At 69.6% G+C, this 14,631-nt stretch carries 11 protein-coding genes; all 11 read left to right on the plus strand.

Annotation, left to right across the window (positions count from 1 at the left end):
* The first annotated feature begins 30 nt into the window (after positions 1-30).
* The 11 genes from uvrC to pgi all read left to right on the plus strand — a co-directional run bounded on the left by uvrC (position 31) and on the right by pgi (position 14,629).
* On the plus strand, positions 31-2,163 hold the full coding sequence (gene uvrC, locus CU044_RS17320; RefSeq protein ID WP_129769580.1) for an excinuclease ABC subunit UvrC: 2,133 nt from the start codon (positions 31-33) through the stop codon (positions 2,161-2,163).
* Positions 2,156-3,094 carry an RNase adapter RapZ gene (rapZ, locus tag CU044_RS17325; RefSeq protein ID WP_129769582.1) on the plus strand — a complete coding sequence of 313 codons (939 nt, stop codon included), beginning with the start codon at positions 2,156-2,158 and terminating at the stop codon, positions 3,092-3,094. The genes uvrC and rapZ overlap by 8 nt, the downstream gene beginning before the upstream one ends.
* Positions 3,091-4,125, plus strand: coding sequence for a uridine diphosphate-N-acetylglucosamine-binding protein YvcK (yvcK, locus tag CU044_RS17330; protein WP_129769584.1), 1,035 nt, complete (start codon positions 3,091-3,093; stop codon positions 4,123-4,125). Before rapZ ends, yvcK begins: the two co-directional genes overlap by 4 nt.
* Complete coding sequence (whiA, locus tag CU044_RS17335; RefSeq protein WP_030353658.1) at positions 4,116-5,105, plus strand: DNA-binding protein WhiA; 990 nt, start codon at positions 4,116-4,118, stop codon at positions 5,103-5,105. The genes yvcK and whiA overlap by 10 nt, the downstream gene beginning before the upstream one ends.
* A gap of 395 nt (positions 5,106-5,500) precedes the next feature.
* Entirely contained in the window at positions 5,501-8,464 is a 2,964-nt protein-coding gene (locus tag CU044_RS17345) for a M14 family metallopeptidase (protein ID WP_129769588.1), read from the plus strand.
* A 250-nt stretch (positions 8,465-8,714) separates the two neighbouring features.
* Positions 8,715-9,719 carry a type I glyceraldehyde-3-phosphate dehydrogenase gene (gene gap, locus CU044_RS17350; protein WP_129769590.1) on the plus strand — a complete coding sequence of 335 codons (1,005 nt, stop codon included), beginning with the start codon at positions 8,715-8,717 and terminating at the stop codon, positions 9,717-9,719.
* Between the two features lie 125 nt (positions 9,720-9,844).
* Entirely contained in the window at positions 9,845-11,056 is a 1,212-nt protein-coding gene (locus CU044_RS17355; protein ID WP_129769592.1) for a phosphoglycerate kinase, read from the plus strand.
* 7 nt (positions 11,057-11,063) lie between these two features.
* On the plus strand, positions 11,064-11,858 hold the full coding sequence (gene tpiA / locus CU044_RS17360; RefSeq protein WP_129769594.1) for a triose-phosphate isomerase: 795 nt from the start codon (positions 11,064-11,066) through the stop codon (positions 11,856-11,858).
* 205 nt (positions 11,859-12,063) lie between these two features.
* The gene (gene secG, locus CU044_RS17365) at positions 12,064-12,294 is read left to right on the plus strand and encodes a preprotein translocase subunit SecG (RefSeq protein ID WP_030353663.1); all 231 of its coding nucleotides are present in this window, start codon (positions 12,064-12,066) and stop codon (positions 12,292-12,294) included.
* Positions 12,295-12,464: 170 nt separating this feature from the next.
* Positions 12,465-12,800: an RNA polymerase-binding protein RbpA gene (locus tag CU044_RS17370; protein ID WP_078490869.1), complete on the plus strand. Its 336-nt coding sequence runs from the start codon at positions 12,465-12,467 to the stop codon at positions 12,798-12,800.
* Between the two features lie 176 nt (positions 12,801-12,976).
* Positions 12,977-14,629: a glucose-6-phosphate isomerase gene (gene pgi / locus CU044_RS17375; RefSeq protein ID WP_129769736.1), complete on the plus strand. Its 1,653-nt coding sequence runs from the start codon at positions 12,977-12,979 to the stop codon at positions 14,627-14,629.
* The last annotated feature ends 2 nt before the right edge of the window (positions 14,630-14,631 follow it).

The following is a 14,631-nucleotide window of genomic DNA, read 5'->3' on the forward strand; positions in this document are numbered from 1 at the left end:
CTGTCGGTCCCCGACAGTAGGGTGGACGGCATGGCCGACCCCTCCAGCTACCGCCCCAAGCCGGGACAGATCCCCGACTCGCCGGGGGTCTACAGGTTCCGTGACGACCACCGGCGGGTGATCTATGTCGGGAAGGCGAAAAGCCTGCGTCAGCGGCTCGCCAATTACTTCCAGGACCTCGCGGGTCTGCACCCGCGTACCCGCACCATGGTCACCACCGCGGCGTCCGTCGAGTGGACCGTCGTCTCCACCGAGGTCGAGGCGCTCCAGCTGGAGTACTCCTGGATCAAGGAGTACGACCCGCGTTTCAACGTCAAGTACCGCGACGACAAGAGCTATCCGTTCCTCGCCGTCACGCTGAACGAGGAGTTCCCCCGGGTCCAGGTGATGCGCGGCGCCAAGAAGAAGGGCGTGCGCTACTTCGGCCCGTACGGACACGCGTGGGCCATCCGCGAGACCGTCGACCTGATGCTCCGTGTCTTTCCCGTACGGACGTGCTCCGCCGGGGTGTTCAAGAACGCCGCGCGGACCGGCCGGCCCTGTCTCCTCGGCTACATCGGCAAGTGCTCGGCGCCCTGCGTCGGCCGGGTCACCCCCGAGGAACACCGCGAACTGGCCGAGGAGTTCTGCGACTTCATGGCCGGCCGCACCGGCACGTACATCCGTCGCCTGGAGCAGCGGATGACCGACGCCGCCGAGGAGATGGAGTACGAGAAGGCGGCCCGGCTGCGTGACGACATAGGCGCGCTGCGCCGCGCGATGGAGAAGAACGCGGTCGTGCTCGCCGACGCCACGGACGCCGACCTCATCGCGGTGGCCGAGGACGAGCTGGAGGCCGCCGTACAGATCTTCCACGTCCGCGGCGGCCGGGTCCGCGGCCAGCGTGGCTGGGTCACGGACAAGGTCGAGACCGTGGAGACGGCGGGGCTCGTCGAGCACGCCCTCCAGCAGCTGTACGGGGAGGAGCGCGGGGACGCCGTCCCCAAAGAGGTGCTCATCCCCGCCCTGCCGGAGGACGCGGAGGCCGTCGGCCAGTGGCTCAGCGAGCGCCGCGGATCCCATGTCTCGCTGCGGATTCCGCAGCGCGGCGACAAGAAGGACCTGATGGCGACGGTCGGGCGCAACGCCCAGCAGTCACTGGTCCTGCACAAGACCAAGCGCGCCAGCGATCTCACCACCCGCTCCCGGGCCCTGGAGGAGATCGCGGAGGCCCTCGGTCTGGACAGCGCGCCGCTGCGTATCGAGTGCTTCGACATCTCGCATCTCCAGGGTGACGATGTCGTGGCGTCCATGGTGGTCTTCGAGGACGGCCTCGCCCGTAAGGGTGAATACCGCCGGTTCCAGATCAAGACCTTCGAGGGACAGGACGACGTCCGGTCGATGCACGAGGTCATCGGGCGGCGCTTCCGGCGCTACCTCCAGGAGAAGGAGCGGACCGGGGAGTGGCCCGAGGAGCAGGACCGGCCCGAGGAGCCGGGGGAGTCCGGGGAGCCCGGGGAGTCCTCAGCCGAGCCTGCGGAGCCCGGGGAGTCCTCGGTCGAGACCGGAGAGCCCGGGGAGTCCCCGGCCGGGGTCGGCCCCCTGGACCGGCTGGAGCAGCTGGACCGGCTGGAACAGCCCGGACGTGAGGACGACGGCCGCCCCAAACGCTTCGCCTATCCGCCCCAGCTGGTGGTCGTCGACGGCGGGCAGCCGCAGGTCGCGGCGGCCAAGCGGGCCCTGGACGAGCTGGGCATCGATGATGTCGCCGTCTGCGGTCTCGCCAAGCGCCTCGAAGAGGTCTGGGTGCCGGACGAGAGCGACCCGGTGGTCCTGCCACGCTCCAGCGAGGGGCTCTATCTGCTCCAGCGCGTACGGGACGAGGCGCACCGCTTCGCCATCACGTACCAGCGGGCCAAGCGGGCCAAACGCGTCAGGTCCAGCCCGCTGGACGATGTGCCCGGCCTCGGTGAGTCGCGGAAGCAGTCGCTGATCAAGCATTTCGGCTCGGTGAAGAAGCTGCGGCAGGCGACAATCGACCAGATCTGTGAGGTTCCGGGCGTGGGACGCAAAACGGCCGAGTCCGTCGTCGTGGCCTTCGCCAAGGCGGCCCCGGCGGCACCCGCCGTGAACACGGCAACAGGAGAGATCATGGAAGACAACGGGGGCAGCACGCATGACTGAGCACGACCGGGACGGAGCAGGGCACGTGAGTACGGGCACCACACATGAGACGGGTGACGCCGTCGAGGCGGCCATCCCCGAACTGGTGATCATCTCCGGTATGTCGGGCGCGGGCCGCAGCACCGCGGCCAAGTGTCTGGAGGACCTCGGCTGGTTCGTCGTGGACAATCTGCCGCCCGCGCTGATCCCCACCATGGTGGAGCTCGGCGCCCGCTCGCAGGGCAACGTGGCGCGGATCGCGGTCGTGGTCGACGTACGGGGGCGGCGGTTCTTCGACAACCTCCGCGAGTCCCTCGCCGACCTCGACGCCAAGCAGGTGACCCGGCGGGTCGTCTTCCTGGAGTCCTCCGACGAGGCGCTGGTGCGCCGCTTCGAATCCGTACGCCGCCCGCACCCGCTCCAGGGCGACGGCCGGATCGTGGACGGCATCGAGGCCGAGCGGGAGCTGCTGCGCGAGCTGCGCGGCGACGCGGATCTGGTGATCGACACCTCCAGCCTCAACGTTCATGAACTGCGCGCCAAGATGGACGCCCAGTTCGCCGGGGACGAGAAGCCGGAGCTGCGGGCCACCGTCATGTCGTTCGGCTACAAGTACGGTCTGCCGGTCGACGCCGACCTGGTGGTGGACTGCCGCTTCCTGCCCAACCCGCACTGGGTCCCCGAGCTGCGGCCCTTCACCGGGCTCAACGAGGAGGTGTCCGCGTATGTCTTCAACCAGCCGGGCGCCAAGGAGTTCCTGGACCGCTACACCGAGCTGCTCCAGCTGATCGCCTCGGGCTACCGCCGCGAGGGCAAGCGCTATGTGACCGTCGCCGTCGGCTGTACCGGCGGCAAGCACCGTTCCGTCGCCATGTCCGAGAAGCTCGGCGCGCGCCTCGTCTCCGAAGGCATCGAGACCGTCGTCGTCCACCGGGACATGGGGCGCGAGTGACCGGACGCACCTTCCGCATGCGCCGGCTGCGCAAGGGTGTCCCGGCGCTGTCGTCGCGGGGGCGCGGCGCCCAGCCCAAGGTCGTCGCGCTCGGCGGCGGAATGGGCCTGTCCGCGTCCCTCGCGGCGCTCCGCCGGATCACCGGCGACCTCACGGCCGTCGTGACCGTCGCCGACGACGGCGGTTCCAGCGGCCGCCTCCGGGAGGAGCTGGGCGTCCTGCCGCCCGGCGATCTGCGCAAGGCCCTGGCGGCGCTCTGCGGCGACGACGACTGGGGCCAGACCTGGGCGCGGGTGATCCAGCACCGCTTCCAGTCGAAGGGCGACCTCCATGAGCACGCGGTGGGCAATCTGCTGATCGTCGCCCTCTGGGAGCAGCTGGGCGACCATGTGCAGGCCCTCGACCTGGTCGGCAAGCTCCTCGGGGCGCACGGCCGGGTGCTGCCCATGTCCGCCGTACCGCTGGAGCTCCAGGCGCTCGTACGGGGCCATGACCCGGCGCGCCCCGACCAGGTCGACACGGTGCGCGGCCAGGCCACCGTCGCGCTCACCCGCGGTGAGGTGCAGTCCGTCCATCTGGTGCCGCACGACCCGCCGGCCGTCCCCGAGGCGGTCGCCGCGGTGCTCGACGCCGACTGGGTGGTGCTCGGCCCCGGCTCCTGGTTCTCCTCGGTCATCCCCCATCTCCTGGTGCCCGAGCTGCTCGACGCGCTCGTCGAGACGAAGGCGCGCCGGGTCCTCTCGCTGAACCTCGCGCCGCAACCCGGTGAAACCGAAGGCTTCTCACCGCAGCGTCATTTGGAGGTTTTGGGGCGACACGCCCCTAAACTCGCCCTGGACGTGGTGCTGGCCGACCAGGCCGCCGTGCCCGACCGCGATTCACTCTCCGATGCCGCGAAGCGGTTCGGTGCCGCGGTCGAGCTAGCGCCGGTGGCAGCGCCCGACAGTTCCCCGGTCCATGATCCGGAGCTGTTGGCAGCCGCGTACGACCGTATTTTTCGGATGCATGGAAGGATCGGCCCATGGCGATGACGCCAGCGGTGAAGGACGAGATCGCCCGCCTCCCCGTCACCCGGACGTGCTGCAGGAAGGCTGAGGTCTCGGCGATCCTCCGGTTCGCGGGCGGGCTGCACCTGGTGAGCGGCCGCATCGTGATCGAGGCGGAGCTGGACACCAGCATCGCCGCGCGCCGGCTGCGGAAGGACATCCTGGAGATCTTCGGGCACAACTCCGAGCTCGTCGTGATGGCCCCGGGCGGACTGCGCCGCGGCAGCCGTTACGTCGTACGGGTGATTACGGGCGGTGATCAGCTGGCCCGGCAGACCGGACTGGTCGACGGCCGTGGCCGCCCGATCCGCGGACTGCCCCCCCAGGTCGTCTCCGGTGCCACCTGTGACGCGGAGGCGGCCTGGCGCGGCGCGTTCCTGGCACACGGCTCGCTCACCGAGCCGGGCCGCTCCTCCTCGCTGGAGGTGACGTGCCCGGGGCCCGAGGCGGCCCTCGCGCTGGTCGGTGCCGCCCGCAGGCTCCAGATCGCCGCCAAGGCGCGTGAGGTGCGCGGGGTGGACCGGGTGGTGGTACGGGACGGTGACGCGATCGGCGCGCTGCTGACCCGGCTCGGCGCCCATGAGTCGGTGCTGGCGTGGGAGGAGCGGCGGATGCGCCGCGAGGTCCGTGCCACGGCCAACCGCCTCGCCAACTTCGACGACGCGAATCTGCGCCGTTCGGCGCGGGCCGCGGTCGCGGCGGGAGCCCGGGTGCAGCGTGCGCTGGAGATCCTCGGCGAGGAGGTGCCCGAGCATCTCGCCGCCGCGGGCCGGCTGCGGATGGAGCACAAGCAGGCGTCGCTGGAGGAACTGGGCGCGCTCGCCGACCCGCCGCTCACCAAGGACGCGGTCGCGGGCCGGATCAGGCGGCTGCTGGCCATGGCCGACAAGCGGGCCCAGGACCTCGGGATTCCGGGCACGGAGTCCAATCTGAGCGAGGACCTGGCCGACGGTCTCGTCGGCTAGGGCCTCTCGTTTGGATCATGCCGGGCTCGCGTGCCCGCGGTGACATCAGCCGCTGCCGCGGCGGGCCGCGCCTCGCCGCGTTGTCGTCGGTCACCAGGGCTCCGCCATGGCTCCCTCCTCCGCCTCGCGATCCTCCCCCGTAGCCTGAACGGCACGGGAGGGACCCCCTCCACCAGACCCCGCTCCCTGATCCGGCCTGATCCAAACGAAAGACCCTGGGCCCTGTCGCGAAAGTAGCGCCGTCCGCCCGCCATCCCCAACTGCCCGCTGCCGGCGCCGAATAGGTGTCGGCAGCAGGCATTTCACCGCCCCTCGACACACCCTTGACATGATCATGGAGGGTGGTGAGCCTGGCGTCTGTCCACGGATGTGGCAGACAACAGCAAGGGGGGCACATGAGACGAAGAGCGGGATCGATCCTCGCGGCGGGCGCGCTGCTGCTGGCGGGCATCACGGCGGCGCCGACCGCCCAGGCACGGCCCGGATCCGCGCCGGGCGCCGAGGCGGCACCGGGCGCGGACGCCGTGAAGGTCTTCGACGCCGAGGTCACCAAGGAGCAGATACCGCTGCTTCTCGCGGCCGGTCAGGACGCCCATGAGCTGACGGAGCGTGCTCCCGAGAAGGGGACGGCGAGCGTCGAGCTGTTCCTCACCGACGCGCAGGCGCGCGCCCTCGCGAAGCAGGGTGTCGAGGCCACCGAACGGAAGGTGTCCGCGAAGGCGGGCGCCCGGCTGCGGGCGGCGGGGGACGGGGTGTTCCGCCCGTACAGCGGCGCGGGCAACCTCCGCGAGGAGATCGTCGAGACGGGACAGGCCAACTCCCGGATCGCCAAGGTCGTCTCCATCGGCAAGACCCTCAACGGCCAGGACATCCTGGCCCTCAAGCTCAGCAAGGGGGCCCGGACGACCAAGGACGGCGCCAAGCCGTCCGTGCTGTACATGTCCAACCAGCACGCCAGGGAGTGGATCACTCCCGAGATGACGCGCCGGCTGATGCACCACTACATCGACAACTACGGCAAGGACCGGCGGATCACCAGGATCGTCGACTCCACCGAACTGTGGTTCGTCCTCTCCGCCAACCCGGACGGCTACGACTACACGCACAGCTCGGACAGCGCCCGGCTGTGGCGCAAGAACCTCCGGGACGTGGACGGCGACGGGAAGCTCGCCTCCGGCGACGGGGTCGACCTCAACCGGAACTTCCCCTACAAGTGGGGCTACGACGACGAGGGTTCGTCGCCCCGGCCCGCCGGCGAGACCTACCGCGGCGCGGGGCCGGGCTCCGAGCCCGAGACCCAGGCGATCGACCGCTTCCAGAAGCGCATCGGCTTCGACTACGGCATCAACTACCACTCCGCGGCCGAACTGCTGCTCTACGGCGTGGGCTGGCAGGTCGCCACCCCGACACCCGACGACGTGCTCTACAAGGCGCTCGCCGGCACCCCCGAGAACCCCGCGGTCCCCGGCTACTACCCGCAGGTCTCCTCCGAGCTGTACACCACCAACGGTGAGGCCGACGGGCACGCGGCGAACGTCAACGGAACGATGATGTTCACCCCGGAGATGACCACCTGCCAGACCGCGTCCGCCGTCGACCCGGACGACGCCTGGGAGGCCAGGGACTGCCGGTCCGGCTTCAACTTCCCCGACGACGAGAAGCTGATCCAGGACGAGTTCGCCAAGAACGTCCCCTTCGCGCTCTCCGTCGCCGAGACCGCCGCCCACCCCGACCAGCCCTCCTCCCCGGTCGGCCTCACCGCCCCCGACTTCACCCCCGACCCGTTCACCACCTCGTACGCGCGCGGCGCCGACCAGGAGGTCTCCGTCACCGCCCGCAGGTCGGTCCGTGACAAGGAGCTCAACTACCGCGTCAACGGCGGCCGTACGCACGACGAGGACCTCAAGGCGTGGAAGGGCGGCGAGACCTACGGAGGCGAGGACAACCTCCACTTCGACGAGTACCGCGCCGAGATCGAGGACGCTCGTCCGGGTGACACCGTCGAGGTCTGGTTCACCGGACGGACCAGGAGCGGAAAGTCCACGTCCAGCGAGCACTTCCGGTACACCGTGGCCGAACGCCCCCGCGCCGACACGCTCGTGATCGCCGAGGAGGGGGCGCCGGCGCAGCAGCTCCGCGCCTACACCGACGCCCTGCGCGCCAACGGCCGTACCGCCGCCGTCTGGGACGTCGCCACCCAGGGCGCACCGCACCCGCTGGGTATCCTCAGCCACTTCTCCACCGCGGTCCACTACACCGGCGCGGCCGCCCCGGGCGGACCCACGCAGCTGGCCCTGCGCGCCTTCCTCAACGAGGGCGGCGAACTGATCGAGGCGGGACGGCGCGCGGGCGGCGACGCCCAGGTCGGACGGACCGTGACCGACGACTTCAGCCAGTACTACCTGGGCGCGTACGGACGGTCGTCCACGCCGGGTGCCACCGGCTTCACCGGTGAGGGAGCGCTCGCGGGCGCGGCCGGATCGCTCGCCGGGCTGCCCGGCAACCCGCTGGACCCCGCGGGCGCCTACACCGTCACCTCCGACACCCTCGACCCGAAGGAGTTCCCGCAGTTCAGGAGCGCCGGGTCGGGCTCGTACACCGGGGTCACGAACCCGTACGCCCCGTACGCCGGCCAGTGGATGGCGGCGGTCCCGCACCAGGACAACGAATGGAGCAGGCTCAGCCGGACCGTCGACCTCACCGGGGTCACCGCCGCCGACAAGCCTGCCCTCCGCTTCGCGCTCAACTGGAACACGGAGCAGGGCTACGACCACGCCGCCCTGGAGGCCCGTACCGCCGGGGCCGAGGACTGGACCACCCTTCCCGAGGCCGGCGGCGCGACCAGCGCGGCCGTCCCGGCCGAGTGCGGGGCGGGGTTCTACCTCGAAGGCCATCCCTTCCTCGGCCACTACCTGACCCTCGGCGCGGACGGCTGCACGGCGACCGGGACCAGCGGTTCCTGGAACAGCTTCACCGGCAGCTCGAACGGCTGGCGGCAGGTCTCCTTCGACCTGAGCGCCTACGCGGGCAAGAAGGCCGAGATCTCGCTCAGCTACATCAGCGACCCCGGCAGCGGCGGGCTCGGGCTGTTCGCGGACGACGCGAAGCTCGTCGTGGGCGGCGCGGACCGCGAGTCCGAGGGTTTCGAGACCTCCCTCGGCGCCTGGACCACGCCCGGCGCGCCGGCCGGGAGCCCCGTGGTGGAGGGCGACTGGGCGCGCTCCCAGGCTCTGTTCACCTCGTACGCGTCCGTCACTACGCGTAACACCGTGCTGTTCGGCTTCGGTCTGGAGCATGTGCCGGACGCCGGGGAGCGCGCGACGCTGCTCGGCAAGGCGCTGCGCGCCCTGCGAGGCTAGGGCCTGTCCTCAGGCGGCGCCGTCCGCCCGGAGGGCAGGCGGGACCGTGAGGACAGCTCCTCGCCAGGGGCCGGTCACCGGGTCCGCGGCGGCTCGTCACCCCGTATCGACGGGAACGGGCCGCCGGCGGATCGGGTGGCCACTCGATGTCACCACGCGGCCCGTGGAGAGGTAGGGTCATAAGCGGTCGGGGACATCCCATACAACTCGCCGGCGTCGAAAACCGGCGTACCAACGAGGAGATCGGTTCGTGACGATCCGCGTAGGCATCAACGGCTTTGGCCGCATCGGTCGTAACTACTTCCGCGCGCTGCTGGAGCAGGGTGCAGACATCGAGATCGTGGCTGTCAACGACCTGGGTGACACTGCGACCACGGCGCATCTGCTGAAGTACGACACCATCCTGGGGCGCCTCAAGGCCGAGGTGACCCACACCGCCGACACGATCACGGTCGACGGCCACACCATCAAGGTGCTCTCGGAGCGCAACCCGGCCGACATCCCCTGGGGTGAGCTGGGTGTCGACATCGTCATCGAGTCGACCGGCATCTTCACCAAGAAGGCCGACGCCTCGAAGCACATCGCGGGCGGCGCCAAGAAGGTCCTCATCTCGGCTCCGGCCAAGGACGAGGACATCACCATCGTGATGGGCGTCAACCAGGACAAGTACGACGCGGCCCACCACCACGTCATCTCGAACGCCTCCTGCACCACCAACTGTGTGGCGCCGATGGCCAAGGTTCTCCTGGAGAACTTCGGCATCGTCAAGGGCATGATGACGACGGTCCACGCGTACACCAACGACCAGCGCATCCTGGACTTCCCGCACAGCGACCTGCGCCGCGCGCGGGCCGCCGCGGAGAACATCATCCCGACCACCACCGGTGCCGCCAAGGCCACCGCTCTGGTGATCCCGGAGCTGGCGGGCAAGCTCGACGGCATCGCGATGCGCGTCCCGGTCCCGACGGGCTCCGTCACCGACCTGGTCATCGAGCTGGAGCGCGAGGTGACCAAGGACGAGGTCAACACCGCGTTCCAGAAGGCCGCCGAGGGTCAGCTCAAGGGCATCCTGGACTACACCGAGGACGCGATCGTCTCCTCGGACATCGTCAACTGGCCCGCCTCCTGCACGTTCGACTCCTCCCTGACCATGGTCCAGGGCAAGAACGTCAAGGTCATCGGCTGGTACGACAACGAGTGGGGCTACTCCAACCGTCTGGTCGACCTGACCGTCTTCGTCGGCGGCCAGCTCTGATCCAGGGCCGCTGAGTTCAGGGCCGGTAGGCATCTCGGTATGAGCGACAGGGTTCGGCCGGCGCACAAGCGGCGCCGTTCGAGCCCTGTTGGCCTGTCCAGACATCTCAAGGAGTCCCGCAGCAGATGAAGACGATCGACGAACTTCTCGCAGAAGGGGTCGCCGGACAGCGCGTATTCGTCCGCGCCGACCTCAATGTGCCGCTCGCCGGCACCACCATCACCGACGACGGCCGTATCCGGGCCGTACAGCCGACGGTCGCCAGGCTCGCCGAGGCGGGCGCCCGGGTGATCGTCGCCTCCCACCTGGGCCGTCCCAAGGGCGCCCCGGACCCCGCCTTCTCACTCGCCCCCGCCGCCGCGCGCCTCGGTGAACTCCTGGGCGCCGACGTGGCGTTCGCGACCGACACGGTCGGCGAGTCCGCCAAGGCCGTGGTCGCGGCCCTCGCCGACGGCCAGGTCGCCGTCCTGGAGAACCTCCGCTTCAACCCGGGCGAGACCTCCAAGGACGACGCCGAGCGCGGCGCCTTCGCCGACCAGCTCGCCGAGCTGGCCGATCTCTATGTGGGCGACGGCTTCGGGGCGGTGCACCGCAAGCACGCCTCCGTCTACGACCTGCCGGCCCGCCTGCCGCACGCTGCGGGCTATCTGATCGCCACCGAGGTCGGTGTCCTCAAGAAGCTCACCGACGACGTCAAGCGGCCCTACGCCGTGGTCCTCGGCGGCGCCAAGGTCTCCGACAAGCTCGGGGTCATCGACCATCTCCTGGAGAGGGCCGACCGCATCCTGATCGGCGGCGGCATGGTCTTCACCTTCCTGAAGGCGCAGGGCCACGAGACCGGCTCCTCGCTGCTCCAGGAGGACCAGATCCCGGTGGTCCAGGAGTATCTGAGGCGGGCCGACGAGCGCGGGGTGGAGTTCGTGCTCCCCGTGGACGTCCTGGTGGCACCGGAGTTCCCGGACCTCGGGACCAAGGCGCCGGCGCACCCCACGACAGTGGCCGCGGACGCCATTCCGGCCGGACAGATGGGCCTGGACATCGGCCCCGAGACCGGCCGTCTGTACGCCTCGAAGCTCGCCGACGCGGAAACCGTGTTCTGGAACGGTCCCATGGGCGTCTTCGAGCACCCCGACTACGCCGAGGGCACCAAGGCCGTCGCCCAGGCGCTCGTCGACTCCCCGGGCTTCTCCGTCGTCGGCGGTGGCGACTCCGCCGCCGCCGTCCGGATCCTGGGCTTCGACGAGAAGGCATTCGGCCATATCTCGACCGGTGGCGGCGCGAGCCTCGAATACCTCGAGGGCAAGACGCTCCCCGGCCTCGCGGCACTGGAGGACTGACCCCCGTATGACTGCTTCATCCGAAAAGGCCGGCCGTACCCCGCTGATGGCGGGCAACTGGAAGATGAACCTCAACCACCTTGAGGCCATCGCGCACGTCCAGAAGCTCGCCTTCGCGCTGGCCGACAAGGACTACGACGCCGTCGAGGTCGCCGTCCTGGCGCCCTTCACCGACCTGCGGTCCGTACAGACCCTGGTCGACGGCGACAAGCTCAAGATCAAGTACGGCGCCCAGGACATCTCGGCGCACGACTCCGGCGCCTACACCGGCGAGATCTCGGGCCCGATGCTGGCGAAGCTGAAGTGCGCCTACGTCGCCGTGGGCCACTCCGAGCGCCGGCAGTACCACGCCGAGACGGACGAGATCTGCAACAGCAAGGTGAAGGCCGCGTTCAAGCACGGTCTGACCCCGATCCTCTGCGTCGGCGAGGGCCTGGACGTCCGCAAGGCGGGCCGGCAGGTCGAGCACACGCTGAACCAGCTCGACGGCGGTCTCAAGGACGTACCGGCCGACCAGGCCGAGTCCGTCGTGATCGCGTACGAGCCGGTGTGGGCCATCGGCACCGGCGAGGTCGCCACCCCCGAGGACGCCCAGGAGGTCTGCGGGGCGATCCGCGGCCGGCTGGCCGAGCTGTACTCGCGGGAGCTGGCCGACAAGGTCCGGATCCAGTACGGCGGCTCGGTGAAGTCCGGGAACGTGGCCGCGATCATGGCGCAGCCCGATGTGGACGGCGCCCTGGTGGGCGGGGCGGCGCTGGACGCCGACGAGTTCGTCAAGATCGTGCGCTTCCGCGACCAGTGAGTATGCGGTAGCACGGATCCGTCGTACCCTGGCGGGGGCCGAATGGGCAATGTCCGCGTACGCGTAGCGCGACTATGTGTACCGGAGGAGCCCGGTCGGTCCCCGTCGTTCGTTTCGTGCTGTTCGTTCTGCGTCGTTCGTTCTCAGTGTTCGTTTTCAGTCCTGTCGGTCCTGTCAGTCCGAGGAAGTTGGTCCAGCCGTGGTTATGGGGTTCTCGATCGCCCTCATCGTCTTCAGCCTGCTGCTGATGCTGCTGGTGCTGATGCACAAGGGGAAGGGCGGCGGCCTCTCCGACATGTTCGGTGGCGGAATGCAGTCGTCCGTCGGTGGTTCCTCCGTCGCGGAGCGTAACCTCGACCGCATCACCGTGGTTGTCGGTCTGCTGTGGTTCGCGTGCATTGTCGTTCTCGGCCTGGTGCTGAAGCTGGACAGCTGACCGTACGCACGGTACGGCGGCGCGGGCGCGGCCTATCATGGGTTCCGCGCCCGGCGGCAGGGGGTAACTCCCTTCACTGGACGCGCGTTGGGCCTTACGTAGACTGGGGCGCCCGGCAGCGGAGCTGCCTCTCGATGCTTTGCGGCACCATCACGCAGGGAGTTACGACCGTGGCAAGTGGCAACGCGATCCGGGGAAGCCGGGTCGGAGCGGGGCCGATGGGTGAGGCCGAGCGCGGCGAGTCCGCGCCCCGCCTGCGCATCTCCTTCTGGTGCTCCAACGAGCACGAGACGGTGCCGAGCTTCGCCAGTGACGCGCAGGTTCCGGAGACGTGGGACTGCCCGCGCTGCGGATTCCCGGCCGGTCAGGACCGGGACAATCCGCCGGACCCGCCGCGCACCGAGCCGTACAAGACGCACCTCGCCTATGTACGGGAACGGCGCAGCGACGCCGACGGCGAAGCGATCCTCGCCGAAGCACTCGCCAAACTGCGCGGCGAGATCTAGACACGTCTTTCCGGCCGGACACCCCACAGGTGTCCGGCCGAAGCGTTTATGTCCCCTTTTGCTCTGCTTTCGTTCCCGTGGTGTCCCCGTAGCGTCGCCGTTCACCCTGATCAATTAGGTTGGACAGGCAACAGGGCATGCACGCAGGCACGAGAAGAAGTGGGCTGATGTCCGAGATGAACGCGGAAAGCCGTACCAGGCTGACCCGGAGGCCCGAGTGGGACGCACTGGGCAAGCACCGGGAGCAGCTGGGGCAGACGCATCTGCGAGAGCTGTTCGCCGCCGATCCGGCGCGCGGCGCCGGCTACACCCTCCAGGTGGGCGACCTCTACCTGGACTACTCCAAACACCTGGTGACCGGCGAGACCCTGGCGCTGCTGCGCGAGCTGGCCGCGGCCACCGGAGTCGCCGAGCTGCGGGACGCGATGTTCCGCGGCGAGAAGATCAACACCACCGAGGACCGCGCCGTACTGCACACGGCGCTGCGCGCCCCGCGTGACGCCGTCATCGAGGTCGACGGCGAGAACGTCGTACCGGCGGTGCACGCCGTGCTCGACAAGATGAGCGCCTTCGCCGACAGGATCAGGTCGGGCGAGTGGACGGGCCACACCGGCCGGCCCATCAAGAACGTCGTCAACGTCGGTATCGGCGGCTCCGATCTCGGGCCCGCGATGGCGTACGAAGTGCTCCGGTCCTTCACCGACCGCGCGCTGACGGTGCGGTTCGTCTCCAATGTCGACGGAGCCGATCTGCACGAGGCCGTACGGGACCTGGACCCGGCCGAGACGCTGTTCATCATCGCGTCGAAGACCTTCACCACCATCGAGACCATCACCAACGCCACCTCCGCGCGCGACTGGCTGCTCAGTGGGCTCGGGGCCGGACAGGAAGCCGTCGCCAAGCACTTCGTGGCACTCTCCACGAACAGCGAGAAGGTCTCCGCGTTCGGTATCGACACGGCCAACATGTTCGAGTTCTGGGACTGGGTCGGCGGGCGCTACTCGTACGACTCGGCCATCGGGCTCTCGCTGATGATCGCGATCGGCCCCGACCGGTTCCGCGAGATGCTCGACGGCTTCCACCTCGTCGACGAGCACTTCCGTACCGCCGCCCCGGAGGCCAACGCGCCGCTGCTGCTCGGGCTGCTGGGTGTCTGGTACGGGGCGTTCTTCGACGCCCAGTCGCACGCGGTCCTGCCGTACAGCCACTATCTGTCGAAGTTCACCGCCTACCTCCAGCAGCTCGACATGGAGTCCAACGGCAAGTCGGTGGACCGGGACGGCAATCCGGTCGACTGGCAGACCGGGCCCGTCGTCTGGGGCACGCCGGGTACCAACGGGCAGCACGCGTACTACCAGTTGATCCACCAGGGCACCAAGATCATCCCGGCCGACTTCATCGGCTTCGCCCGGCCTGTCGCGGATCTGGCGCCCGGACTCGTCGCGCAGCACGATCTGCTCATGGCCAACTTCTTCGCCCAGACCCAGGCGCTCGCCTTCGGCAAGACCCCCGACGAGGTACGGGCCGAGGGGGTGGCGGAGAAGCTGGTGCCGCACAAGACGTTCCGTGGCAACCACCCGACGACCACCATCCTCGCCGAGGAGCTCACCCCGTCCGTCCTGGGCCAGCTGATCGCGCTCTACGAGCACAAGGTGTTCGTCCAGGGCGCCGTCTGGAACATCGACTCCTTCGACCAGTGGGGCGTCGAGCTGGGCAAGGTCCTCGCCAAGAAGATCGAGCCCGTCCTCACCGGCGACGAGCCGGGCGAGGGGCTGGACTCCTCCACCTCCACACTGGTCGGGGCGTACCGCTCGTTGCGGGGGCGCTGAGC

It is taken from the genome of Streptomyces sp. L-9-10, from assembly GCF_004151105.1.
Lineage (GTDB): Bacteria > Actinomycetota > Actinomycetes > Streptomycetales > Streptomycetaceae > Streptomyces.